This is a genomic window from Dyella sp. 05T440 (assembly GCF_056395965.1).
This window is the reverse complement of record NZ_JBFTKN010000001.1, coordinates 389,378-414,147: the sequence shown is the minus strand read 5'-3', so window position 1 is coordinate 414,147 and position 24,770 is coordinate 389,378. Positions and strand designations below refer to the sequence as shown.

Here is a 24,770-nt window from a genome sequence, read left to right as displayed (position 1 = left end):
AGCGCACCCTGTGCGCGACAGCCACGATGCGGTGTACCGCTCCGTAGGTTTGTCGCGCACAGGGTGCGCTCCCACAAAGAGCCGACCGGCAAGGTTGATCCTCAACCCACGAACCTGCGTCCCCCTTGTAGGAGCGCACTTGTGCGCGACCGCAGCGTCGCGGTGCATCGCTCCGGTTGGTCGCGCACAAGTGCGCTCCTACAAAAGACCGGCCGGCCCCGCAACGCCGGGCGTTGGGCTCTTGATCAGGCTCTTGCCCCCGGGGTCCCCGTATGACGCGGCGGGCGGGTGGAGGAAAGCCCGAAGGGTGGCCGCATGGATGCGGCCAGTTTTTCGACAGGACACGGATGTCCTGTCGAAAAACCCCGCAACCCGCCCGCGCACCTGGAGGGCGCAGCCCGGAAGGCGCGTCATCCGGCGGGCCCTTCTCTTTGGTTACTTTCTCTTGGGCAAGCAAGAGAAAGTGACCCGGCCTCCGGCAGGAGGTCGGAAGCCCGCGGCAGGCGAGCCAGGTCACCGTATCGCGACAGCTAAACACCGAGGCTCTGGATAACCAGCTCCGCTGTTGAAAAGCGCCTCCGGCCTACGCCGCAATGACGATCAAATGCCGGCGTGCCTCCGCATGACGGTCCAGAACCCGAAGTCACCCGGAAACCGAAGCAGAAAACCAACCACCCCCTCCACCCCCTATAATCCCCCGCTCAGTTCACCCCGCGCGGCCCCGCCGCGCCAGCGGAAGCCCCAGATAATGAGCGATATCCTGCATAAGCTGCCCGAGTTTCTCGGCAACCACCTCGCGCTCGCCGCGCTGTTCCTGGTCCTGCTGCTCGGGCTGGTCGGCACGCAGCTGATGATGTTGCTGCGCAAGTACAAGGAGCTGACGCCCGCCGGCCTCACCCTGCTGATCAACCGCGAAGGTCCGCTGCTGATCGATCTTTCCGCCTATGCCGATTACGAGAAGGCCCATGTGCCCGGCTCGCGCCATGTCGCCATGAGCCAGTTCGACCCCGAGCACAAAGACATCGCCAAGGCCAAGGACGTGCCGGTGGTGCTGATCGACAAGGACGGCCGCGGCGCCAGCGACAAAGCCGCGCAGCGCCTGGTCAAGGCCGGTTTCAGCAAGGTCTACACCCTCAACGGCGGCGTGATCGGCTGGCAGCAGGCGCAGTTGCCGGTGGCCAAGGGCAAGAATCCGGGTTGATCGCTGTTTGGCGGGCGAGCGCGCAACGCTCTCGCCCGCTATAGCCCGACAATGCCGGCGCGACTGCCCAGGATCTGCGCCAGCACATCGGGCGCGTAGTCGAACGAGTCGTAGTACAGCCGGTCTTCCGGCAGCCCTGCAGCGATGAAGAGCTTGCGGCCCGCATCGATCATCGCGGGCGGGCCGCTCATGTAGACGTCGTAAGCGGCAAGATCCGGGTGATCCTGCAGCACGGCCTCGTGCACGAAACCCATGCGCATGCCGCTGGCCCGTGCCTGTTCCGCATCCGAAATCACGGCCTGGAACGACAAGTCGTGCGCAAGCGCCGCCCAGCGTTCGGCCTGTTCGCGCATGTAGATATCGGCCGCCTGCCTGGCACCCCAATACACCCGCATCGGACGACGCGTGCCCAGCGCCATGAAGTGCTCGACGATGGCCTTCAGCGGCGCAAAGCCCGTGCCTCCAGCCATCAGGATCATCGGACGCTCCGAATCCTCGCGCGGCACAAAGGTGCCCAGCGGGCCTTCGATGCGCATGGCGTCGCCCAACTTGAGCGTGTCGTACACCCACGAAGTGAAACCGCCGCCGGCCACGTGGCGCACGTGCAGTTCGATGGTGCCGTCGGCTTGCGGATGGTTGGCGATGGAGAACGGGCGACGACGCCCATCCTCAAGCAGCACGTCCAGATATTGGCCGGGCAGCCAGTTGAGCCGCGCTTCCGCCACTACCGGTTGCAGATGCAGGCCGATCACATCGGGCGCCAGCATCCATTTGCGCGACACCACCACGTCGACTTGCCGCTTGGCGATGTCCTCCACCGAGGTGACTTCGCGCGCTTCGATCAGCAGATCGCCGCGCGGCACCGCCTGGCAAAGCAAAATCGCATGCTGTGCCGGCGAGGTGCCGGCCAGTGCCACCGGCGGATTGCGCGGATACTCGCAATACCCCGCCAGCAGCGTGGCCTTGCAGCTGCCGCACACGCCGGCGCGGCACGAATACGGCAAGGCGATGCCGGCCCGCTGCGCGGCTTCCAGCACGGTTTCGCCGGGCGCGACGGGGAAATGGCGGCCGGTGGATTGGATCGTAACGATAGGCACGGGCACATTGTCGCGGCGTAAGCGTCAGTCGACAATGAGGGCCTTAGGGTCCAATCACAAGCTTCACGCGGAGAAAACAGCCATGGCCATCTGGAAACAGGACACCTCGCTCGAGCGCATCAATGGCTGGAGCACCAACACCATGATGGAAACGCTGGGCATCCGCATCACCGAAATCGGCGACGACTGGCTGCGCGGCACCATGCCGGTGGACCATCGCACGCACCAGCCGTATGGCCTGCTGCATGGCGGGGCATCCGTGGTGCTGGCCGAGACGCTGGGCAGCTCGGCCGCCATGCTCGCGCTCGATCCCTCGGAAGTAGCGGTGGGCCTGGACATCAACGCCAACCATATCCGCGGCGTGCGCAGCGGCACCGTCACCGGCACCGCGCGCATGGTGCATATCGGCCGCACCACGCAGGTGTGGGAAATCCGCATCGAGACGGAAGCCGGCGAACTGGTGTGCATCTCGCGCATCACCATGGCGGTGATTCCGGCACGCGTCGTGGCACCGCGTTGAGCATCGACGCTCCCTACGCCACGCTCGATCCCGATCGCGTACTCGATGCCGTCACCGCGTGCGGCCTGTGGCCGGACGGCCGCCTGCTGGCGCTCAACAGCTATGAAAATCGCGTGTGGCAGGTGGGTATCGAGGACGCCTCGCCGGTCATCGCCAAGTTTTATCGACCGCATCGCTGGAGCGACGCGGCGATCCTTGAGGAACACGCGTTCGCCAGGGAGTTGGTCGACGCCGAAATTCCGGTCGTGGCGCCGCTGGTGTTCGGTGGACGCACGCTGCTGCATCACGATGGCTTCCGCTACGCACTCACGCCGCGTCGAGGCGGCCGCGCGCCCTCGCTGGAATCGACCGAACAGCTGGAATGGCTGGGTCGGCTGATTGCGCGCATTCATGGCGTGGGCGCGCGTGCAGCGTTCGAACACCGCGGCCGTCTGGACCGCGCCACGCTGATCGCGCACCCGATGCAGGCCGTGCTGGCCTCGTCGCTGTTGCCGCCGTCGCTGCACGCTGCCTATCGCGCCGCCGCCGAACGCGTGGATCACGCCGTGGCCAGTCGCTATGACGCCGTCGGCCCGGTGCGCTCGCTGCGGCTGCACGGCGACTGCCATCCCGGCAATGTGCTGTGGACCGATGGCGGCCCGCACTTCGTCGATCTCGATGACGCGCGCATGGGCCCTGCCGTGCAGGACCTGTGGATGCTCGCCAACGACGAGAAGTCTATGAGCGCGCTGCTCGATGGCTATCAGCAGATGCGCGACTTCGACTTCAGCGAGCTCGCCCTGGTGCCGGCGCTGCGCGCCATGCGCCAGCTGCACTACGCCGGCTGGATTGCGGCGCGCTGGCACGATCCGGCCTTCCCCGCCGCCTTCCCGTTCGCCGCCGAAGCGCGATGGTGGGAGCAGCACATCGCCGACCTGCACGAGTTGTCCGAGGAGCTGTTGTAGGAGCGCACTTGTGCGCGACCCGGGCGGAGCGATGCCTGTGCGAGGGGACGGTCGCGCACAAGTGCGCTCCTACAAGGGTTCGCGATGTGTGCGCGGCGAGGTGTCGGCGATGCGTGCGGCAAGCGGCGGGATGAACACCACCCGACAAATTGCCAATCCACACCACCGACAGCCCCAGCACGATCCGCTAAGCTCGCCACTTTCGACCCAGGGCTTCGCACGTGCGCAATTTTCTGTTCCGACTGATCGGCATCCTTGAAGTGGCGGGTGGCTTTTTCGGCATGGTGAGCATGCTGCGACGGCTGTTGCCGTTCGGCTCGCACGACTCCATCGTGGCGGTGATCGGCCTGGCGTTCTATGCGTTCGTGCTGGTGGCTGGCGTGCTTTTGCTTGAGAACAGCGAGCGCGGCGTGACCTTCTCGAGCTGGGCCCAGGTGCTGCAGCTGCCCCTGATCGCCACGCCGATTTTCAGCTACGGCTTCCATTGCGGCGCCTTCGTGAACGTCTACGCCAGCCTGCATATCCCGGTGCAGCTGTGGCTGGACTGGCATGTCGGCAGCGAAGGCTTCGTGCTGGCCGTGGCCGGGCCGTCGGTATCGCGGCTGGGGCTGAACCTGCTGGCGCTGCTGTCCTGGCTGGCGCTGCGCCTGCGCTAAGCGACCACCTCGCTTTTTTGTGGGAGCGCACCCTGTGCGCGACTCCCACGGAGCGTCGCTGAGGGTGCGCCAGTCGCGCACAGGGTGCGTTCCCACAAGCAAATCGCCGGGTTCCAGGCCCTCACCGGTTATCATGGGCGGATGAATAGCCCTGCCCCCCTCCCCGTCATCCGCCTCAAGACCGACCGCACGCCCGGCCATCCCTGGGTATGGTCCGCCCAGGTCCACAAGCCGGAAACCCGCGTACCGCCTGGCAGCGTGGTCGATGTGGAGGACGCCAAGGGACGCTTCGTGGGCCGCGGCTTCTGGAACGGCCATGCGCGCATCGCGCTGCGCCTGCTGAGCAGCGATCCCACCGAGACCATTGACGCCGACTGGATCACCGGCCGCATCGACCGCGCCGTGGCGCTGCGCCAGGAACTGCTTCAGCTGGACCGCATCAGCGATGCGTGGCGCGTGGTGCACAGCGAAGGCGACGGGCTATCGGGCCTGGTGGTGGATCGCTACGCCGACATCCTGGTGATCGAATACTTCGCCGCCGGCATGTGGCGTTTCCGCGAGGCCATCCAGGCCGCCTTGCTGCGCCACTTTCCCGGCGCACGCCTGTACTGGTTTGCGGAAAGCCATGTGCAGAAGCAGGAATCCTTCGATTGCCGCTCCGCCGATGCGCCCGAGCCGGTGGAAGTGCATGAGCACGGCCTGCGTTTCCATGCTGCGCCCGGCTATGGCCACAAGACCGGTTTCTTCGCCGACCAGCGCGAGAACCGCCACCATTTCGCGCGCCTGGCCAAGGGCCGCAAGGTGCTCGATCTGTGCTGCAACGCTGGCGGCTTCGCCGTGCACGCGCTGGCGGCCGGCGCGCAGTCGGCCACGGGCGTGGACATGGACGCGGGCATCCTCGAAATCGCCCGCGCCAATGCCGCTGCCAACGATGTGCCCGCCGTATTCGAACAGGCCGACATCTTCGACTGGCTGCGCGCGGCCGTCGCACGCGGCGAGCAATACGACGCGGTGATCCTCGACCCGGCCAAGCTCACGCGCGACCGCAACAAGGTGATGGACGCGCTGAAGAAATACTTCGCGATGAATCGCCTGGCGCTGGATGTGATCCCGCCCGGCGGCCTGCTGCTTACCTGCTCGTGCACTGGCCTGGTCAGCGAGGCGGACTTCCTGGAAATGCTGCGCCGCGTGGCGCTCAACGCCGGCCGCGAGATCCAGGTGTTGCATACGGCAGGCGCCGGCGCGGACCATCCGTTCAACAGCAGTGTGCCGGAAGGCCGCTACTTGAAGGCGGTGTTCTGCCGCGTCATGTGATCGGTCCCCGCTTCTGAGACGCCAGTGCGTACACTGGCGGCCGTATGCCGTTGGGAACTGCCATGTCCGTAACCGAAATCGTGTTGATCGTCCTCGTCATCGCCGTGCTCGCCATGCAGGTGATGAACCTGTTGCGCGGACGCGATGATGGCGGCCTTGCTGCGCGCCTGGATGCCTTGAAGGACGACAACCGCCACCTGCGCGAAGCGCTGGCGCAGGAGCAGCGCGCCGACCGCGGGGAGATGACCCAGTCGCTGGGACAGTTCCGCTCGCTGGTGCAGGAACAGCTGGGCGGCATGAGCACCCAGCAGCACGAGCGCATCGGCCATTTCGGCCAGCGCCTGGACGTGCTCACCGAACGCACCGATGCCGGCCTGCAGACGCTGGCGCAGCGCCTCACCGAAGACGCGCGCCGCAGCCGCGAAGAACTCACGCTCACCCTCAATCGTTTCGGCGAACAACAGCAGCAGCGCCTGGCCGCGCTCACCGCCGACAACGAGAAGCGCCTCAACGAAGTACGCGCCACGCTGGAAACCAAGCTCAAGGAGATCCAGGACGACAACGCGGCCCGGCTCGAGCAAATGCGCGCCACGGTCGACGAGAAGTTGCAGAACACCCTGGAAACGCGCCTGGGCCAGTCGTTTGCGCTGGTCTCCGAACGGCTCGAACAAGTGCAGCGCGGTCTCGGCGAAATGCAGAACCTCGCCATCGGCGTGGGCGATCTCAAGCGCGTGCTCACCAATGTGAAAACGCGCGGCATCCTTGGCGAAGTGCAGTTGGGTGCGCTGCTGGAGCAATTGCTCACCAACGATCAGTACGACTCCAACGTGGTGACGGTTCCCGGCAGCAACGACCGCGTGGAATTTGCCGTGCGCATGCCGGGCGCCGGCGAGCACGCCCAGCTCTATCTGCCGATCGACGCGAAATTCCCGGTGGAGGATTACCAGCGCCTGCTCGACGCGCAGGAAGCGGCCGATGCCGATGCTGCTGCGCTGGCCGGCCGTGCGCTGGAAGTGCGCGTGCGCGAGGAAGCCAAACGCATCCGCAGCAAGTACGTAGCGCCGCCGCACACCACCGACTTTGCGGTGTTGTTCCTGCCCACTGAAGGCCTGTATGCCGAAGTGATCCGCCGGCCGGGCCTGTTCGAATCGCTACAGCGCGATTTCCACGTCACCATCGCCGGCCCCACCACGCTCACCGCCTTGCTCAACAGCCTGCAGATGGGCTTCCGCACGCTGGCCATCGCCCAGCGCAGCAGCGAGGTGTGGACCTTGCTCGGTGCGGTGAAGACGGAATTCGGCAAGTTCGGCGCGGTGCTGGAAAAGACCCGCAAGAAACTCAACGAAGCCACCAACGTGATCGATCAGGCCAGCGTCCGCACGCGGGCCATCGAGCGCAAGCTGCGCGGCGTGGAAACCCTGTCCGGCGAGGACGCCCAGCAGGTGCTGATCGACGCCCCGGCGCTCGATGAGATCAGCGACGACGACACCGAGGTTTGATCGTGCGCTGCGCCCTCAGGCCGATGCGCTGACCAGGGCACCGCTGCTGCTGCCGCCCTCACTCTGCAGGGCGGCGGACAAGGCGTTGACGGCGGCTTCCAGCTGACCATTGGTCGTCGCGACCTCCGATTGCAAGGCGGAAGCGATCGCCATGTTCGCCGGATCCGCTGCCTTCTTGCCTGAGGTGGCCGCATGCAAAGCCTGCTCCTCCCGGGCCAGCTGTTTTTGCAGCTGCGCGATTTCCTTCTGCAAGGCCTGCACCGTGGCGCTGGCCGCGCTGCTGCTGCCGGAGCTGCTCGACGACGACGAAGCGCCCCCAGCGCCACCAGCCACACCGGCGCCCTTCGCCACCGAGGCCTTGCCGCCCTGTGCCGATGATGTCGCCGCAGTCGACGACGAGCTGGTGGACGCCGATGCCGCCGACGCCGAAGCGCCGGCGATGGTCACCGGGATGGCGGAGGTGTCCAGGTGAATGCCGATGCTCATGGAAGGTCCTGGGGGAGGGTCGCCCACGAAATCGGTCGGCCGCGAAAAACCTTGAGGCCTCGCACCGGCACCATGGGATTAACCCCATTCGACTCGGCGCGACGTTCCAACCTAAGCATCGGCCATCGATGCCTGCCGGAGTCGTTGCATGAACAGCTTGCGCTTGTGGGTACTGGGCCTGGCCGCCGCGGCGGCCAGCACGCAGGCCGCCGCGGTCGGCCGGCTGGTGGACCTGGCTGTGTACGACCGCACCTCGCAACAGGAGTTGACGGTCTATCAACACGATGGCCGCTACTACGTCGCCGGGCAGCCGGGTCACCGCTACCAGATCCATCTGCGCAGCCAGAACGGCAGCCGCGTACTGGGCGTGCTTTCGGTCGACGGCGTCAACGTGCTGTCCGGCGACACGGCCGACTGGTCGCAAACGGGTTATGTGCTGCAGCCGTATGTGTCCACCGACATTCCGGGCTGGCGCAAAAGCCTCACTGAGGTGGCGGATTTCGTGTTTGCGGATGCCTCGCACAGCTACGCCGCACGCACCGGCCGCCCCGACAACGTGGGCGTGATCGGCATGGCGGTGTTCCTGCCGCGACACATGATCCGCCCGCTGCCGATGCCCGGCCCGATCTCCAGGATCTCCAGTTCGGGCGATGAACGCCTGCAGCCATCACCGCCTGCCCCCGCCGCGCCCGTGGCCGAATCCGCAGCGCGCGGCGCAGTGGCCAAGACCCAGGACAGCGGTCCGATCGGCACCGGCCACGGCGAGCGCGAAACCTCGGTGGTGAGCTACACCGATTTCGAACGCGCCTCCTCTACTCCGAATGAGACGATCACGCTGTACTACGACACGCGCGAACGCCTGATCGCCCAGGGCGTGATCCCCGGCGACGACCGTCCGCCGCCCGCTCGCCCCGACCCGTTCCCCGGACATTTCGTGCCCGATCCGCGTTGACATCGCAGCAACCTGCGTTCAACTCGCGGCAAGCCGAAACGTGACACCATCCAAGGGTTCGTGCGCCCTAGTGGATTGATCACGTCATGCTGGATGCCCTGCACACCATCGTCCGCGAAGTCGAGCAGGACCGTTCCCTGGAGCGGCCCGAACAACTGCGCGAGCGTGTGCTGGCGATGGATCGCCTGGAAGACGTGCTGCTGCACGAACCACAGGCCTGCACGCCCGCAGCCATGGCGGTGATGAACGCCGTGCGTCGACGCGCGCGCGAGCGCCTGGCCGCCCTCAGCGACGTGCAACAGCGCCTGTGCGAAGGCATCCGCCACGCCATCACGCAAGGCGCCGGCGCGCACGCCCTGCGTGGCTGGCTGCACCACGACGACCTGCGCGAACCCTGGGGTTACGACCATCTCGACGCCTTGATCGGCGAAGTCTTGTCGCTGGACGAGCCTGACTCTGTCGCTGCGCTCGAAGCCGACATGGTGTTCTACCAGCCAACGCCGGTGCGCCACGTGCTGGACCTGATCCACCGAGCGCATCTGGGTCACGATGACCTGCTGGTCGATCTCGGCTCAGGCATGGGGCATGTGCCCTTGCTGGTATCGATCTGCACGCCAGCGCGGGCTTGCGGCATCGAGCGTGAGCCCGCCTACGTGGCCAGCGCCCAGCGCGCGGCACAAGCGCTGGGGATCGATCGCGCCAGCTTCATGGCGCAGGATGCCCGCGATGCCGATGTCTCGCGGGGCACGGTGTTTTATCTCTATACGCCGTTCACCGGCGACATCTTGCGGCAGATGCTCGACCGGCTGCATGACGAAGCGCGTCGTCGAACGATCCGACTCGCCACGCTCGGCCCTTGCACGCCGGCCATCGCGAGCGAGCCGTGGTTGCGCGCGGCCAGCGAACCGGATACTGGCCGCGTGACACTATTTCGCTCGGTGACCTGAGACCTCAGGCGCCATCCAGCCGGGTGGCCAGCTGCACTTGAGCATTGCCGGTGGAGAGTGCGCCATCGGGTACGGCATCCGGCGACTGGCTGGCAAGCGCGTTGCTGATCCATGGCGGGGTCTGTCGCGGCCCGGGAATATAGGCGTCCCAATGGCCGTAGCCGCGCTTCACGACGGGCGCCCCGCCGCCCTGAAGATAGAAGTTCACCGGTACGCGAACGACCCAATAGGGATCATCCTTTGCGGCCCCCTTGCTAGGCGGGTTGTAAGTCCAGCGACGCACCGCACTGATCGACGCGTCGGCCAACGCTTTGCGGAACCTGTCCATCTCCACTGGCGTGGCGTATTGCTCGAGGTTCACCTGTTCGGCAATGACATCTTCCACTGTCCCGTCACGACCAACGCGCACAAGCAAATACACGGTGCCGGTGACTCGCGCATGGATGGCGAGCATCGGATAAGTGGGCGCGGGCCGAGTCTTGTAGCTCACCGTATCGCCATCGGCATGCCCCTGGCCAAACGTGGCGCCCACGAGAGTCACTTTGAAATTGCCGTCACCGACAGGCTTGGCCACGATGCGTATGCTCATCGAGCTTTTCACCACGTCCTTGGTGGGTGCGGAGAGCTTGAACTCCCACTGCGCGATGCCTTGAGCAATGACATCCACCACCACCGGTGGAAGTTTCTCCGGCTGATCCAGGGTGTAGCCGTGCAGGGTGCCATCCGGATTCACTTCCACCGATCCGGTGACCAACATGGAGGCCTCCGCCGACTTGCGTACGCTTTGGGCTGCCGCGGCCACCGCCGCTGTCGATACGAAACAGCCAAGCAGTACAAACGTCCAGGCCAGATACCAGCGCTTCATAAACCACTCCTTAGTTCATGCGAGAGGCTAGTCTAGCGGCGCAGCGGCGGCAGCATAAGGGTGGTCACCTGACCGGGCTACGCCTCGCCGGGGACGCAAGTGATTGATCCTGCTAAGCGTCCGCCACCCATGCGGGCCAGTGCTTGACGCTGGCGTTACACTGGCACGTCTGTAAGCCGTACCCGAAGGAACCCGCATGAGCGAGCGTCAAGAACCGACCGAAGTCACCCGCGAACAGGCCGAAGAAGCGGTCCGCGTCCTGCTGCGCTGGTCGGGCGAAGATCCCGGCCGCGAAGGTCTGCTCGATACGCCCAAGCGCGTGGTGAAGGCATACAAGGATTGGTTCTCCGGTTATGCCACTGACCCGGGCGACTATCTGCGCCGCACCTTCGAGGAAGTGGCCGGCTACGACGAAATGGTCGTGCTGCGCGACATCGAATTCGAAAGCCATTGCGAGCACCACATGGCACCGATCATCGGCCGCGCGCACGTAGGCTACCTGCCGACCAATCGCGTGGTGGGCATCAGCAAGCTGGCACGCGTGGTGGACGCTTATGCGCGCCGCTTCCAGGTGCAGGAAAAGCTCACCGCGCAGATCGCCCAGTGCATCCAGGAAAACCTGCACCCGGCCGGCGTGGCCGTGGTGATCGACGCCAGCCACGAATGCATGACCACCCGCGGCGTGCACAAGCGCGGCGTCTCCATGGTCACCAGCCAGATGCTGGGCGCCTTCCGCGACGATGCACGCACGCGCTCGGAATTCCTGCAGTTCATCGGTATCCATGGCGCGGGCCGCTGAGCACGCGCCACCGATGGCATTGATCGATAGCACGGACGCCGACGAGCGTCTACAGGACGTATTGCGCGAAGGCATCACCGCCGAGGACATCCCGGCGGTGTTTCCCCTGCTGCGCGGACGCTCGCTGCTGCGCGCGTTCAACGCGCTGTTCCACGGCAGCGAGGCGCAGGTGCTGCTGCGCCTGCTGGTGCTGCGCACGTTGGGCGCACGCGCCCACGCGCCGGAGTGGACGCCGGCGGAAATCCGCGAGCAGCTGGCCTTTGTCGAGCCGGTGAAGCTGGAAACCGTGGTGCAGCGCCTGAAGGAACACGAGCTGCTCACCTGGGACAACGAAACGCTGCGTTATCGCGTGAGCCCCCTGGGCCGCAAGGCGCTGGCCGCGGTCGCCACGCTGCTGGAATTCGAGCACGACGACGACGATGGCCTGGGCTACATCACCGCCCAGCTCGCCGCCGGCCAGGCCGTGGGCCGGGTGTCCGGCGATGAACTGACGCACCTGCTGTCGCGCCTGTCCGAATTGAAGGACGACTTCGACCGCGCCGTGCTGTCCGGCTCCGAACATCGCATCCGTCGCGCCGCACAGCGGCTCGATTCGGTATGGACGTGGGTGGAGAAGGGCACGGAAGTCGTCAGCGCCATCGCTGACAACGAAGATCTCGACTCGGCCACGCATCGCCTCGCCCAGGCGGTGGGTCGTGCGCAAAGTGCGCTGCTGCGACAGGCCGGCATCTTCCAGCGCGAGCTCAACAAGATCGACCAGCATCGCGTGCATCTGGGGCGTACTGGCCTTTCCTCGTCTGACCTGGTGGCGTGGTTGCGTTCGCTCACCCCAGATGCGCTGGCCCAGCATGCCGACCAGGCTGCGCAGCTGCCGGTGCAGCCGCCCTTCCTGCAGGACCAGATCGCGCTGGACGTGGCCGAATTCGAATTGCTCGAACGCGAACGCGCCGCCGCCGAAAGCAGCGCGCTGCCGAACGCGGAAAGCACCCCGACCACGCACGACCTGCCGATCGACGAGGAAGACCTCTCGCCGTTGCTCGAGTGGCATGGCCAGCTGGCGGCATTGACCACTCCCCTGGAACTCAGCGACGCCTTGCGCGGCGACGACTACGCCTTGAGCGCGTACCGCCTCTCGCTGCTCGGCCTGGTGGGCGACCCGGAATCCTCCGCGCTGCAGGGCGCAACGGCGGATCTCGCGCGCCTGCCGCTGAAACTGGAAATCGAACCGCGCCTGATCGACCCGGGCCTGGCGACGATCGCGCTGGTCAGCGCGGGTCGCCTGCATCCAAGCAAGGACAACAAACATGCATGACGAAACCGCTGCGCTGGTCGCGCGATTGCTATCCCAGCGCTGGCTGCCGCGCGACGACACGCAGGCACGCAAGGCGTTGCTCGACGAGGCGTTCCGCGAAGAACTCGATCGCCGCCTGGCTGCCGTCGGCCTCGAACTGCGCGAACACCCCTACTCCGCCTATATCGGCGTGGCCGTGGCGCGCGCCAATGAGAAGCACGTGTTCGGCGGCAGCGACAGCTGGATCTCCAACACCTTGCAGCTCGACCGCGACGCCATCGCGCTGCTGGTGGTGCTGTGGGCGCTGATCGTGCTGCCCAAGCGCCAGCGCCAGCTCGAACGTCAACAGGCCGAGGCCGATGCTTCGCAAAAGCAGATGTTCGCCGAAGCCAAGCCGATTTCGCGCGATGCGGCGCTATCGCCCATCGTGGCCGAGCGCACGCTGCTCGCCGATTTCGGTGAGAAGCTCGGCGGCAAGACGCGCGTGAATTTCAACCTCGGCCTGCTTTCGCGCCACGGCTTCATCGCGCGGCGCAAGGGCGAGCTGGCCGAAGGACCGTTGCTGGATCTGGTGTTCGATTACGAACGCACCGCGCGACGCATCCTCGATGGCGCGCTGAGCGACCTGCTGGCAGGCCTCACGCCGCGCGACGACATCGGCAGCGACGATGAACCGCTCTACGACGATGCCGACGACGACGTAAATGAAATCAGTGAAGACAGCGAAGTGATCCACGATGTTTGATTTCCGCAGCCTCGAGGTCATCCACTGGGACTACTGGCAGCGCTTCAGCCTGCCGCTGGATACCAATATCGTCACCGTGGTGGGCCCGAACGGTTCGGGCAAGACCACCCTGCTCGACGCGCTGCGCACCCTGCTCACCATCGACTGCGCCGGCAACCGCGACTACAAGAGCTATCTGCGCCACAACGGCAAACCGTTCGCCTGGCTGCGTGCGCGCGTGGGCAATGTGCCCGGACCGCGCGGCGAGCGTCCGTTCTTCCCGATCATGGACAGCGAAGTGACGCTGGCGGTGCGCATCCAGAAGAAGGGCGGCGAGTGGCAGCGCCAGTACGCCGTGATGGGCGGCGATGTCAGCGTCGACGAGATCGAAGCACGCAACGACTTCCTCGGCTTGCGCGACTACCGCGTGCGGCTGGAAGGCGCCGGCTTGTCGCAGGCAATCCGCCGCGTGCTCACGCTGGAACAAGGCGCCACCGACAAGCTGTGCCAGCTGCCGCCGAAGGCCCTGCTGGACCTGGTGTTCGACGTGTTCGGCGACAAGACCGTGCTGGATGACTATCAGCGCGCCCGCAACGAACAAGCCGAAGCCGATCGCGAGCTGCACGGCCTGGAACATCAGCTCTCCCTGATCGGCGTGAGCCTGCAGGAGGCCGAGGGCCGCGTGCGCTCATGGCAGGAGTGGGATGCGCTCAAACATGAGCACACCGACCTGGTCGCCGAAACGCTCCCGCGCACCGAACTGGCCGAACTGCACGCGGCCATCCGTGGTGCGCGTCCCCAGTTGCTCGGCCTCAAGCGCAAGTGTCGCGATCTGTCCGCGCGCGACGTGGAGCTGCAGCGGGGCCTGCAAGCGCTGGACGTCAAGGAAGAATCGCTGCGAGGCGAACAGCACGCAGCCGACCAGGTCCGCCAGCAGGCCAAGCAGCAGCTCGACGAAGCGCGCCGCGCCGAAACAGAGAACGCCACCTTGCTCAAGCAGGAGCAGCATCTGCGCAAACTGGTCGCCGAACAGGACGGCGCCGATCACGAGCAGCAAGGCAAGCAGCTTGTCGAAGCACGCAGCCAGCTTGGTCGCCTGCAGAATGACGAAGCACGACTGCGCGAGCAGTTGTCGACACTGACCGCGCAACTCGGCGCCTGGCGTCGCGGCCAGCGCTACACGCCGGAGTTCGAGCAATCGTTCCGACGCGCCCTGGACGAGGCCAGCATCGGCCACAGCATGCTCAGCGAGATCGTCGAGATCACCGAGCCGCGCTGGCAGGCAGCAGTGGAAGCGGTGCTCGCCGGCTATCGCCATGTGGTGCTGCTCGATCACCCGCGTGACCGCGAAGCAGCGTGGCGCCTGGGCGAGCAACACCGCTACAAGCATTTCGTGGTGGCCGAACGCTCGCCCAGCATCGCGGCCACGCGTGGCTCGCTGCTGGAAGTGGTCGACTTCACCGCAGCGGCGCCGGAATGGCTGCTGCGCCAGCTCGACCGCATCCGCCGCGTGGAAGACGTGGCCGACGGCGCCAAGCTCGGCAAGGAGCAGGACTGGATCACGCCGCAGGGTTATTTCCGCGAGCGCCGCGGCGGACGTCACCTCGGTGTCGACGATGTGTACTTCGGCAGTGCCGCGCGCGAACGCCAGCTGCGCGAGGGCGAAGAGCGACTGCAGCAGATCGAGAAACAGCTGCGCGCCATCGGCGACAAGCGCAAGACCTGGCAGGAACAGGCCAGCGACGCCGAAAGCCTGCTGCGCGGCGCCAACGCCAGCAACCAGCTCGCCGACCGCGCCGATGAATTTGCCGTGGCGCACGAAGCGCTGTCTTCGCTGCAGGACGACGTGCAGCGCTGCGCCGACAGCTACGCCGCTGCCGAGGCGCATTACGAAGGCGTGCGCGAGCAGCGCCAGCAGAACTCCCGCCAGCGCGACAACGAAGCGCGCGAGCACAAACAGGCGCAGCAGCAGCTGGCCGACAGCGCGCGCCAGTTTGCGCAATACCGTCACGAGCAGGTCGATCGCCTGAAGGCTTTCCGCCACAAGCGCAGCCACGTGCGCCCGTCGCATCGTTCGCGCCGCGCCATGCTGGAACTGCGCGAACGCTATGAGTCGCCCGCTGCCGTACGTCGCGAGATCGACCGCATCGAGCGTCGCCTCAACGAAGGGCACTGGGAAACCGACGACGGCGTGCTGCCGCTGCGCGACAAATACGCCAACGACCACGAAGGCCTGCGCGAGGATCTGCAGCGCCGTCGCGTGCATCTGGAACGTGCCGGCCGCATCACGACGGAAGCGCGCGCCGCGTATCTCAACGTGCTGCGCAATACGGTCAAGCGTTATGCGCGCAACCTGAAAGTGCTGGCGGATCTGGCCGGCATCGGCGTGGAAACGGACCTGCCTGAATTGGTGAATGAAGACCTCGCCCTGGCCCAGGCCGGCCTCAACGTGCGCTTCGAGTTCGACAAGAAGGGCTGGATCGGCATGGACGACGGCGAGGCCTCGGGCGGCCAGCAGGTGATGAAGTCACTCTTGCTGCTGGTGGCGTTGATGCGCGACGAGGATCGCCCCGGCGGCTTCGTCTTCATCGACGAGCCGTTCGCGCACCTGGACATCTTCAACATCGACAAGGTGGGTGCCTTCCTCAAGTCCACGCGCGCCCAGTACATCCTCACCACGCCGGCCACGCACAACATCAACGTGTTCCAGCCCAGCGACCTCACCCTGGTCACCAGCAAGCGCCGCCCCGGCGCCACCTGGGCGCAGCCGCTGGCCGTGCTGCGCCGCCGGACCGAAGCCGCATGATGCGGCGGCCTGCCCGCGCTGCAATGCTGGCAGGCCTGCTGCTGGGGCCGGTGATCGCGTGGGCGCAGTCCACGCCGGCCGAATACCTGCGGGAGTTCGACACCGATGGCGATGGGCGGGTGAGCGAGGCGGAGTACGTGGCGCATCTGAGCCAGGGCTTCTACCGGCTCGATACCAATGGTGACGGCGTGCTCCAAACCGATGAGTTGCCCGGCGGCCACGGCAAACCCATCACGCTCAAGCAGTTCCAGGACAACCTGCGCCGTCAGTTCCACAAGCTGGACCGCAATCACGACGGCTATCTCGACGCGCGCGAGCTGACGCAGCCACCGCAGGGTTGAATCGCCCTCACCCCTCTGTTGTTGTGGGAGCGCACCCTGTGCGCGACTGGCCTCACCGGTCGGCTTCGTAGCGACTGTCGCGCACAGGGTGCGCTCCCACAACAGAAGGCGTTGCGCCCTCCTACTGCACTGCACACACAGCGTCATCTGGAATCGGCTATCGTGCGCGTCTCACCGCCAGCCGCCCCCATGGACCAGACCGCCGACCCCGAGCTCCATCCGCGCCGCCGCGCCGCGCTGGCGTTCATTTTCGTCACCGTGGTGCTGGACATGTTGGCGTTCGGCATCGTCATCCCGGTGCTGCCGCATTTGATCGAGCAGCTCGCCGGTGGCGGCATCGCGAATGCGGCCTGGTGGGTCGGCGTGTTCAGCACGGTGTTTGCGATCGTGCAGTTCGCGTTCTCGCCGGTGCAGGGCGCGTTGTCCGATCGCTTTGGGCGCCGGCCGGTGATCCTGATCTCCAATGCGGGCCTGGCCATCGACTTCTTCGTGCTCGCGATGGCCCCCACGCTATGGCTGTTGTTCGTGGCGCGCGTGGTGCTGGGCATGACGGCCGCGAGCTTCACCACGGCCAATGCGTATATCGCCGATATCACGCCCAAGGAAAAACGCGCGGCGGCCTACGGCATCCTCGGCAGCGCGTTCGGGCTGGGTTTCATCATCGGGCCGGGGCTGGGCGGTTTCCTCGGTGATATCCACCTGCGCCTGCCGTTCTGGGTGGCCGGTAGCCTGGCCGCCTGCAATTTCCTCTACGGCTTTTTCGTGCTGCCCGAATCGCTGCCCAAGGAACGCCGCACGCCGCGCTTCGAAATGCACAGCGCGCACCCGCTCGGCTCGCTGAAACTGCTCGCGCGCTATCCGCTGGTGATGCGCCTGGCCGTGGTGATGTTCCTGGTGTATCTGGCGCATTACGTGCTGCAGACCACCTTCGTGCTGTACGCCGATTATCGCTACCACTGGGGTCCGCAGGCGGTGGGTTATGTGCTGATGCTTGTCGGCGCCTGCGATGGCTTCGTACAGGCCGTGCTGACCCGACGTCTGGCCCCGCGTTTCGGCGAACGCCGGCTGATGCTGGGCGGCATGCTGTGCGGCATCGGCTCGTTCCTGGTGATGGGCCTGGCCGACACCGGTTTTGCCTTCCTGATGGGTATTCCGCTGATGGCGCTGTGGGGCCTCTCGCAGCCGCCGATCCAGTCGCTGATGACGCACGAAGTGGATGCGGCCGAACAAGGTCGCCTGCAGGGCGCCATCAGCAGCCTGGCGAGTTTTGCGGGCATCTTTGGCCCGTTCCTGTTCGCCCAGGTGTTTTCGTTCTCGATTTCGCCGTCGTCGCCGTATCACCTGCCTGGCCTGGCCTTCGTGCTGTCGGCCGTATTGCTGGCCATCGGCACCGTGATCGCGCTGCGCGCGACGCGGCATACGCAGGACCTCGCCAAGGGCGAGGAACCCGTGCCTCATACCATCCCGGGCGAACCGTCCTCGGTGATCCCTTTGCAAGCCACCATCACTCCCCTAGAACCACCGGAGCATTCCCCATGACTTTGTCGATGTACCAGGCTTCCGTTCCTGTTTTCCTGCGCGCCCTGAGCAATCTGCAGCACGTGCTGCGCAAGGGCGAGGCGCACGCGCAGGCGCGCAAGTTCGAGCCCTCCCTGCTGCTGCAGGCCCGCCTCACCGCCGACATGCTGCCGCTGACCAGCCAGGTGCAGATCGCCACCGACATGGCCAAGAACGCCTGCGCGCGACTGGCCGGCGTGGATCCGCTGAAGTTCGAGGACAACGAAACCACCTTCGCCGAACTGCATGCACGCATCGAGCGCGCTATCGACTACATCAAGAGCTTCAAGGCCGACCAGATCGACGGCAGCGAAACGCGCGCGATCACGCTCAAGATGCGTTCGGGCGAGCAGCACTTCGAAGGCGAAGGCTATCTGCTGCACTTTGTGATCCCGAACGTGTTCTTCCACTGCACCACTGCCTACGCGATTCTTCGCGAGGCGGGTGCCGAGCTGGGCAAGATGGATTTCATCGGCAAGCCGTAAGCCGGGCTGCAAGACCGGGGCGGCGCAGGGCTTTGCGAACCTGCGCCGCCCTTTTTTTTGGCCAGCAGCCGCAACATCCCGGACGCCTGGGGAATGGGTCTGGCGGACCGGGGCGGCACTTGATTGGCGCCTTGTCCGATCCCATTTAGCCGGGATCGCATCGAGGACTTGCCCATGGCCAACGCCAAACCCATCAAGATCGACTTCGTCTCCGACGTGGTGTGCCCGTGGTGCGCCGTCGGCCTCAAATCGCTGGAGCAGGCGCTGCAGAATCTGGGCGACGAGGTGGCGGTGGAATTGCATTTCCAGCCATTCGAGCTGAACCCGAAGATGGCGCCCGAGGGCGAAGACATCATCGAGCACATCGCGCACAAGTACGGCAGCTCGCCGGCGCAGATCAAGCAGAACCAGGAAGCCATCCGCGAACGCGGCGCTGCGCTGGGCTTCACCTTCAACATGGACAAGCGCAACCGCATCGTCAATACCTTCGATGCGCATCGCTTGCTGCATTGGGCCGCGCTCGAAGGCCGCCAGGCGGAACTCAAGCAGGCCTTGCTGGGGGCGTACTTCACCGACGGCCGTGACGTGAGCTCGCGCGACGTGTTGGTCGACGTGGCCGCATCGGTGGGTCTGGACGCCGGTGAAGCGCGCCGCGTGCTGGACGAGGGCCGCTACGCGCAGGATGTCCGCGCGCAGGAGCAGTTCTACCAGTCGCAGGGCGTGCGCGCGGTGCCGTCGGTGATCATCAATGATCGGTACCTGGTGCAGGGTGGCCAGCCGCCTGAGGTGTTTGAGCAGACGTTGCGGCAGGTGGCGGCGGAGGGCTGACCGCTGTCGCAAGATTGAGTCGCGCACAGGGTGCGCTCCCACAGGGGCACCGGCAGCCCTTGTGGGAGCGCACCCTGTGCGCGACTGGGCGCTGCAGAACCCCAAACCCCCAGACATGCGAAAATCCCCGGCCAGACCGCCTGACCCCGTGCCCGCATGATCCGACTCACCGACATCAAGCTCCCGCTCGACCACGCCGAGGGCGCCATCGATGCTGCCGTGCGCGCCAAGCTGGGGCTGGGCAAGGACGGCCTGCACAGCGTTTCGGTCTTCCGTCGCGGCTATGACGCGCGCAAGCGAGGCAGCATCCAGCTGATCTACACGCTGGATGTGGAAGTGGCCGATGAAGCCGGCCTGCTCAAGCGCCATGCCGACGACAAGCATGTGCAGCCCACGCCCGACACGAACTATCGCTTCGTGGCGCAGGCGCCGACCGATCTCAAGCAGCGCCCGATCGTGATCGGCTTCGGTCCCTGCGGCCTGTTCGCCGGATTGCTGCTGGCGCAGATGGGCTACAAGCCCATCATTCTCGATCGCGGCAAGGCCGTGCGCGAACGCACGGTGGATACCTGGGGCCTGTGGCGCAAGCGCCAGCTCGAGCCCGAATCCAACGTGCAGTTCGGCGAAGGCGGCGCGGGCACGTTTTCCGACGGCAAGCTGCACAGCCAGATTTCCGATCCGCATCACCATGGGCGCAAGGTGCTCACGGAATTCGTGAATGCGGGTGCCCCGGAAGAAATCCTATACGTCAGCAAGCCGCATATCGGCACGTTCCGCCTCGTGACGATGGTGGAAGCGATGCGCGAAACCATTCAGGCACTCGGCGGCGAAATCCGCTTCACTCAGCGCGTGGATGATCTGCTGGTGGACACCGCTGCCGATGGCTCGCGCCAGCTGCGCGGCGTAGTGCTGGCCAGTGGCGAGCAGCTGCTGAGCGACCATGTGGTGCTCGCGGTGGGACACAGTGCGCGCGATACGTTCTTCATGCTGCACGATCGCGGCGTGTACATGGAAGCGAAGCCGTTTTCGATCGGCTTCCGCGTGGAGCATCCGCAGTCGATCATCGACCAGGCACGCTTCGGACCGCAGGCGGGTCATCCGATACTCGGCGCCGCCGACTACAAGCTGGTCCATCACTGCAAGAACGGCCGCTCGGTCTACAGCTTCTGCATGTGCCCGGGCGGCACCGTGGTTGCCGCGGCATCGGAACCCGAGCGCGTCGTCACCAATGGCATGAGTCAGTATTCGCGCAACGAGCGCAATGCGAACGCGGCCGTGGTGGTCGGCATCGAGCCCAAGGATTTCGCCGCCTTCGACGACAGCGGCAGTCCGCTGGCCGGCATTGCCCTGCAACGCGCCCTCGAATCACGAGCGTATGACATGGGCGGCCGCGATTACAGCGCGCCAGGCCAGCTGGTCGGCGACTTCATCAAGGGCAAGGCATCGACCGAATTCGGCAACGTGCAGCCTTCCTACAAACCCGGCGTGCACCTCACCGACCTTGCCGACTTGCTGCCCGACTACGCCATCGAAGCGATCCGCGAAGCGCTGCCGGCGTTCGATCGCCAGATCAAGGGCTACGCCATGCATGACGCCGTGCTCACCGGCGTGGAAACGCGCACGTCTTCACCCGTGCGCATCCGTCGTGGCGAGGATTACCAGAGCCTCAACACACGCGGCCTCTACCCGGCCGGCGAAGGCGCCGGTTATGCAGGCGGCATTCTTTCCGCGGCGGTGGATGGGATACGCGTGGCCGAAGCGGTGGCAACGAGCATCAACGCCACCGCTGACTAAGCGCTGTTTCAGACGCATCCCGTAGCCCCGCATCGCCCGGCCCGCGAAAATACCCCTCGCCCCACCTGCCTACGGATGGTGCATGGGCTCGCGGCGACGCGGGCCGCGCTTCCGGGAGCTGGATATCCAGTCGTTCAGCAGCCCGGAAGCGCTGGGGCATTCCAACCTGGTGGAGAGTGAGCGGGTGGCCACGGCCATCCGCTTCTTTTTTGGGCGCTTTTCGGGCAGCCCATGAGCGGGCCGGCAGGGCCGGTGCGGGCATGCGAGAATGCGCCTCCGACGCGCCGTTTCGCGCCCGACCCGCCCGATGCTGACCGATACCACCAAAGACGCGATCCGCGCTTCCTATACGCGCCTCAAGGAAGGCCTGCCCGGCTTTCGCGCCCGCGCGTCACAAGGAAAGATGATCGCCGAGGTGGCCAAGGCGCTGGCACAGGAAGGTGGCGCCGCGGTGATCGAGGCGCCCACCGGCACCGGCAAATCGATGGCTTATCTGATCGCCGGCGTCGAAGTGGCGCGGGCGCAGAAGAAGAAGCTGCTGATCGCCACCGCCACCGTGGCGCTGCAGGAACAGCTGGTCCAGCGCGATATTCCGCTCTATCTCAAGCTCAATGGCACCGAGGCCAAGGTGGCCCTGGCCAAGGGCCGCGGACGTTACCTGTGTCCGCGCAATCTGGCGATGGCGAGCAACAGCCTCAATGAAACCGCGCAGATGGGCCTGGGTTTCGATGCCGATCTCGCGCTGTGGAGCAAGCCGCCGCAGGAGCGCGACAAGAAAGCGCTGACCAAGCTGATGGACTTGTTCGACCGGCACGAGTGGGACGGCGACATCGACGTGGCGCCCGAACCCATCAGCGACGTGCTGCGTCCGATGATCACCACCAGCGCCGGCGGCTGCACCAGCCGCAAGTGCGCGCATTTCATGCAGTGTCCGTTCTTTGCCGCGCGCCGCGCGGTGGGCGATGCGGAGATCATCGTGGCCAACCAGGATCTGGTGCTGGCCGATCTCACCATGCCGCGCGAAGAAGACGGTTTCGGTGGCGTGATCCTGCCCAAGCCCGATGAAACGCTCTACATCTTCGACGAAGGCCACCACGTGCCGGCCAAGGCGATCGATCGCGGTGCGGCCGAGGTCTACATGAACGTGGCGGTGCGCCAGCTGAGCCGTCTGGGCCGGCAGACCCACGCCGCCTATTCGCTGACCGACAAGGAAGTGATCGGCAAGCTCTCGCTCGACGCCGGCGACCAGAAGCTGCAGGACCTCAGCAATGGCCTGGAGGAACTGGAGCGCGAGATCCGCCTGAGCTGGCTGCCGTCGCCCGACGATCAGGAGCCGATGTACCGCGGCTCGCTCGGTCAGTTGCCCGAGGCCTGGGTGGAACACGCGCGCGCACTGTATGTCTTCACCGGCGAGATCGAACGCTGGGTCGGCGCCGTGCGCCGCGCCGTGCTGGAGATGACCGAGACCGGCCCCACCCATGAAGCGCTGTCGCGCGAACTGGGCATGGCGCTGGAGCGCATCGACCGCCAGGTGCGCACCTGGCGCGCGTGGTCGGCGACCGATGGCGACAACGCGCCGCCGCTCGCCCGCTGGGTCACGCTGAGCGGCGACCAGCAGCTGGTCTGCCATGCCTCGTCGGTGTCCGCCGGTGGTCTGCTGCGCAGCGTGCTGTGGGGCAATGCTAGCGGCGTGGTGATGACCTCGGCGACGCTGAGCGCGGGCGGCAATTTCCGCGGTTTTGCCGACTCGGTGGGCTTGCCCGACGATGCGGTGACACTGAGCCTGCCTTCGCCGTTCGACCTGGCCATGCAGGCACGCCTGGAAGTGCCGGCGATGCGCTCGCTGCCCGATGCTCGCGAGGAACACGTGCAGGAAATCTGCGACTGGCTTGCCGAGCATCTGGACTGGAGCGCCGGCAACCTCGTGCTGTTCACCTCACGCGTCAAACTCGACCGCGTGCTGCAGAAACTGCCCATCGAATTCGTACGCAAGGTGCGCGCGCAGGGCTCGCTGGGCAAGGCGCAATTGGTCGCCGAGCACATCGTCGACGTCGAAGCCGGCAAGGGCAGCACGCTGTTTGGCCTGGCCTCGTTCGGCGAAGGTCTCGACCTGCCCGGCAAGCTGTGCGAAACGGTGGTGATCACGCAGCTGCCGTTCGCCGTGCCGACCGATCCGGTGGGTGCGACCTACGCCGAATGGCTGGAATCGCGCGGCCGCAATCCTTTTATCGAAGTCACCGTGCCGGAAGCGACGCGGCAGCTCACGCAATATTGCGGCCGCCTGATCCGCACCGAAACCGACCGCGGCCGCATCGTGCTGCTCGACCGCCGCGTGGTGCTCAAGCGTTACGGCGAGCGCATGCTGCGCGCGCTGCCTCCGTTTACCCGTGTCATCGAGAAAGTTGCATGAGTTTCCGCATCCTTCGTGCCGCCGACATGAAACCCCAGCCGTGGAAGAACGGCATGGGTGTCACGCGTGAAATCGCCCGCTTTCCGGCCGATGCCGGCAGCGATGATTTCATCTGGCGCATCAGCGTGGCCGAGGTGAACAGCGCCGCGCCGTTCTCCATCTTTCCCGGTATCGACCGCCAGATCGTGCTGCTCGATGGCGACGGCTTCACCATGACGCTGGATGGCAAGCAGCAACACGCGCTGACCACGCCACTGGAGCCGTTTGCTTTTGCCGGCGAAGCACAGGTGGATGTGGCGATGGCCGGCGGTGCCACGCGCGATTTCAATCTGATGGTGCGGCGTGCGGCGGCCAGCGGTCGCATCGAGGTGATTGCCGGACTCTGCAGTCACGTGATGCCGCCCGAGGGCATCCTGGTTTACCTCGCCCGCGGCACGGCGGACACGCTGGACGGGCCGTTGAGTGCGGGCGACGCGTGGCAGCCCGATACCAGTCCCATTGAGTTGCATGAGGGCTCGGTGGCGCTCGTCGCCTGCGTCGTCCAGCAGGGCGGCTGACAGCTCAACCTTCGGCGCATGCGGCCGGCCCTCGATGCGTGCCATGATCGGAACACTCCGCCCGTCTAGGTGATCCGCATGGCACTGCTCATCCTCGGCCTGGTGTTGTTCCTCGGCGTCCACTCCCTGCGCATTTTTGCCGACCCATGGCGCACGCAACGTCGCGCGCAGCTGGGCGAGATGCGCTGGAAGGGGCTTTATTCCGTCGTATCGATCATCGGTTTCGTGCTGATCGTGATGGGCTTTGGCCTGGCGCGACAGCAGCCCGTACTGCTCTACGTGCCGCCGCTGTGGCTGCGCCATCTCAACGCGCTTTTCACTTTGCTGGCCTTTGTGCTGGTCGCGGCAGCCTACGTGCCGGCCAATCACTTCAAGGCCAAGCTCGGCCATCCGATGCTGGCGGGCGTGAAGGTCTGGGCGTTCGGCCATCTGCTGGCGACCGGCATGTTGCATGACGTCGTGTTGTTCGGCGCCTTTCTGCTGTGGGCCATCGTGGATTTCGTCAGCGCGCGCCGCCGCGATCGCGCCGCGGGCGTGGTTTACCCGGCCGGCACGGCCAAGGGCGACATCATCACCGTGGTGGCCGGCGTGGTGGGCTGGTTCGTATTCGCCTGGTGGCTGCACACATGGCTGATCGGCGTGAATCCCATGGGGTGAAACTAGTCATCTACGCCGCCCAGGCGGGCTGAGCTAGAGT

General features: G+C 66.0%; 24 protein-coding genes. 21 read left to right on the top strand and 3 right to left on the bottom strand.

Translation table 11 applies throughout. From position 1 onward, the window contains the following. The first annotated feature begins 748 nt into the window (after window positions 1-748). Complete coding sequence (locus tag AC1DE1_RS01730) at window positions 749-1,201, top strand: rhodanese-like domain-containing protein (protein WP_441605489.1); 453 nt, start codon at window positions 749-751, stop codon at window positions 1,199-1,201. A 38-nt stretch (window positions 1,202-1,239) separates the two neighbouring features. Here the strand turns inward: AC1DE1_RS01730 and AC1DE1_RS01725 are convergent, their stop codons facing one another. Continuing rightward, on the bottom strand, window positions 1,240-2,298 hold the full coding sequence (locus AC1DE1_RS01725) for a 2Fe-2S iron-sulfur cluster-binding protein (protein WP_441605490.1): 1,059 nt from the start codon (window positions 2,296-2,298) through the stop codon (window positions 1,240-1,242). Between the two features lie 82 nt (window positions 2,299-2,380). Between AC1DE1_RS01725 and AC1DE1_RS01720 the strand changes: the two genes are divergently transcribed. The 5 genes from AC1DE1_RS01720 (at window position 2,381) to AC1DE1_RS01700 (ending at window position 7,231) form a co-directional block, all read left to right on the top strand. Continuing rightward, a complete protein-coding gene (locus AC1DE1_RS01720; RefSeq protein ID WP_441605491.1) occupies window positions 2,381-2,818 on the top strand; it encodes a hotdog fold thioesterase in 438 nt (145 codons plus the stop codon). After that, window positions 2,815-3,762, top strand: coding sequence for a serine/threonine protein kinase (locus AC1DE1_RS01715; protein WP_441605492.1), 948 nt, complete (start codon window positions 2,815-2,817; stop codon window positions 3,760-3,762). The genes AC1DE1_RS01720 and AC1DE1_RS01715 overlap by 4 nt, the downstream gene beginning before the upstream one ends. Window positions 3,763-3,983: 221 nt before the next feature. Beyond that, window positions 3,984-4,418 carry a hypothetical protein gene (locus AC1DE1_RS01710; protein ID WP_441605493.1) on the top strand — a complete coding sequence of 145 codons (435 nt, stop codon included), beginning with the start codon at window positions 3,984-3,986 and terminating at the stop codon, window positions 4,416-4,418. Window positions 4,419-4,559: 141 nt separating this feature from the next. Beyond that, window positions 4,560-5,732: a class I SAM-dependent rRNA methyltransferase gene (locus tag AC1DE1_RS01705; RefSeq protein ID WP_441605494.1), complete on the top strand. Its 1,173-nt coding sequence runs from the start codon at window positions 4,560-4,562 to the stop codon at window positions 5,730-5,732. Between the two features lie 62 nt (window positions 5,733-5,794). Further along, the gene (locus tag AC1DE1_RS01700; protein ID WP_441605495.1) at window positions 5,795-7,231 is read left to right on the top strand and encodes a DNA recombination protein RmuC; all 1,437 of its coding nucleotides are present in this window, start codon (window positions 5,795-5,797) and stop codon (window positions 7,229-7,231) included. A 15-nt stretch (window positions 7,232-7,246) separates the two neighbouring features. Here the strand turns inward: AC1DE1_RS01700 and AC1DE1_RS01695 are convergent, their stop codons facing one another. After that, the gene (locus AC1DE1_RS01695; protein WP_441605496.1) at window positions 7,247-7,717 is read right to left on the bottom strand and encodes a hypothetical protein; all 471 of its coding nucleotides are present in this window, start codon (window positions 7,715-7,717) and stop codon (window positions 7,247-7,249) included. Window positions 7,718-7,865: 148 nt separating this feature from the next. Between AC1DE1_RS01695 and AC1DE1_RS01690 the strand changes: the two genes are divergently transcribed. Together AC1DE1_RS01690 and AC1DE1_RS01685 are read left to right on the top strand one after the other, a co-directional pair. Further along, complete coding sequence (locus AC1DE1_RS01690) at window positions 7,866-8,669, top strand: hypothetical protein (protein ID WP_441605497.1); 804 nt, start codon at window positions 7,866-7,868, stop codon at window positions 8,667-8,669. Between the two features lie 86 nt (window positions 8,670-8,755). Continuing rightward, complete coding sequence (locus AC1DE1_RS01685; RefSeq protein ID WP_441605498.1) at window positions 8,756-9,616, top strand: hypothetical protein; 861 nt, start codon at window positions 8,756-8,758, stop codon at window positions 9,614-9,616. A gap of 4 nt (window positions 9,617-9,620) precedes the next feature. Here the strand turns inward: AC1DE1_RS01685 and AC1DE1_RS01680 are convergent, their stop codons facing one another. Then, window positions 9,621-10,481, bottom strand: coding sequence for an energy transducer TonB (locus tag AC1DE1_RS01680; protein ID WP_441605499.1), 861 nt, complete (start codon window positions 10,479-10,481; stop codon window positions 9,621-9,623). 196 nt (window positions 10,482-10,677) lie between these two features. On the opposite strand from AC1DE1_RS01680, the gene folE reads away from it, so the two are divergent. The 13 genes from folE (at window position 10,678) to AC1DE1_RS01615 (ending at window position 24,730) form a co-directional block, all read left to right on the top strand. Further along, a complete protein-coding gene (folE, locus tag AC1DE1_RS01675) occupies window positions 10,678-11,280 on the top strand; it encodes a GTP cyclohydrolase I FolE (RefSeq protein WP_121883715.1) in 603 nt (200 codons plus the stop codon). A gap of 13 nt (window positions 11,281-11,293) precedes the next feature. Beyond that, on the top strand, window positions 11,294-12,592 hold the full coding sequence (locus AC1DE1_RS01670) for a hypothetical protein (protein ID WP_441605500.1): 1,299 nt from the start codon (window positions 11,294-11,296) through the stop codon (window positions 12,590-12,592). Then, entirely contained in the window at window positions 12,585-13,316 is a 732-nt protein-coding gene (locus AC1DE1_RS01665; RefSeq protein WP_441605501.1) for a hypothetical protein, read from the top strand. Before AC1DE1_RS01670 ends, AC1DE1_RS01665 begins: the two co-directional genes overlap by 8 nt. Next, window positions 13,309-16,101: an AAA family ATPase gene (locus AC1DE1_RS01660; RefSeq protein WP_441605502.1), complete on the top strand. Its 2,793-nt coding sequence runs from the start codon at window positions 13,309-13,311 to the stop codon at window positions 16,099-16,101. Before AC1DE1_RS01665 ends, AC1DE1_RS01660 begins: the two co-directional genes overlap by 8 nt. Next, a complete protein-coding gene (locus AC1DE1_RS01655) occupies window positions 16,101-16,442 on the top strand; it encodes an EF-hand domain-containing protein (RefSeq protein ID WP_441605554.1) in 342 nt (113 codons plus the stop codon). The genes AC1DE1_RS01660 and AC1DE1_RS01655 overlap by 1 nt, the downstream gene beginning before the upstream one ends. 162 nt (window positions 16,443-16,604) lie before the next feature. Continuing rightward, the gene (locus tag AC1DE1_RS01650) at window positions 16,605-17,981 is read left to right on the top strand and encodes a TCR/Tet family MFS transporter (protein ID WP_441605503.1); all 1,377 of its coding nucleotides are present in this window, start codon (window positions 16,605-16,607) and stop codon (window positions 17,979-17,981) included. Beyond that, window positions 17,978-18,484, top strand: a complete 507-nt coding sequence (locus tag AC1DE1_RS01645) for a DUF1993 domain-containing protein (RefSeq protein ID WP_441605504.1) — start codon at window positions 17,978-17,980, stop codon at window positions 18,482-18,484. Before AC1DE1_RS01650 ends, AC1DE1_RS01645 begins: the two co-directional genes overlap by 4 nt. 174 nt (window positions 18,485-18,658) lie before the next feature. After that, window positions 18,659-19,312: a DsbA family oxidoreductase gene (locus tag AC1DE1_RS01640; protein ID WP_441605505.1), complete on the top strand. Its 654-nt coding sequence runs from the start codon at window positions 18,659-18,661 to the stop codon at window positions 19,310-19,312. Window positions 19,313-19,468: 156 nt separating this feature from the next. Beyond that, window positions 19,469-21,106 (top strand): NAD(P)/FAD-dependent oxidoreductase, encoded by a 1,638-nt coding sequence (locus AC1DE1_RS01635; RefSeq protein ID WP_441605506.1) that lies wholly within the window; start codon window positions 19,469-19,471, stop codon window positions 21,104-21,106. An 82-nt stretch (window positions 21,107-21,188) separates the two neighbouring features. Next, complete coding sequence (locus AC1DE1_RS01630) at window positions 21,189-21,341, top strand: hypothetical protein (protein ID WP_441605507.1); 153 nt, start codon at window positions 21,189-21,191, stop codon at window positions 21,339-21,341. A gap of 72 nt (window positions 21,342-21,413) precedes the next feature. Further along, window positions 21,414-23,516 (top strand): ATP-dependent DNA helicase DinG, encoded by a 2,103-nt coding sequence (dinG, locus tag AC1DE1_RS01625; protein WP_441605555.1) that lies wholly within the window; start codon window positions 21,414-21,416, stop codon window positions 23,514-23,516. Then, entirely contained in the window at window positions 23,513-24,073 is a 561-nt protein-coding gene (locus tag AC1DE1_RS01620; RefSeq protein WP_441605508.1) for a HutD/Ves family protein, read from the top strand. The genes dinG and AC1DE1_RS01620 overlap by 4 nt, the downstream gene beginning before the upstream one ends. A gap of 78 nt (window positions 24,074-24,151) precedes the next feature. Next, window positions 24,152-24,730 carry an NnrU family protein gene (locus AC1DE1_RS01615; protein WP_441605509.1) on the top strand — a complete coding sequence of 193 codons (579 nt, stop codon included), beginning with the start codon at window positions 24,152-24,154 and terminating at the stop codon, window positions 24,728-24,730. The last annotated feature ends 40 nt before the right edge of the window (window positions 24,731-24,770 follow it).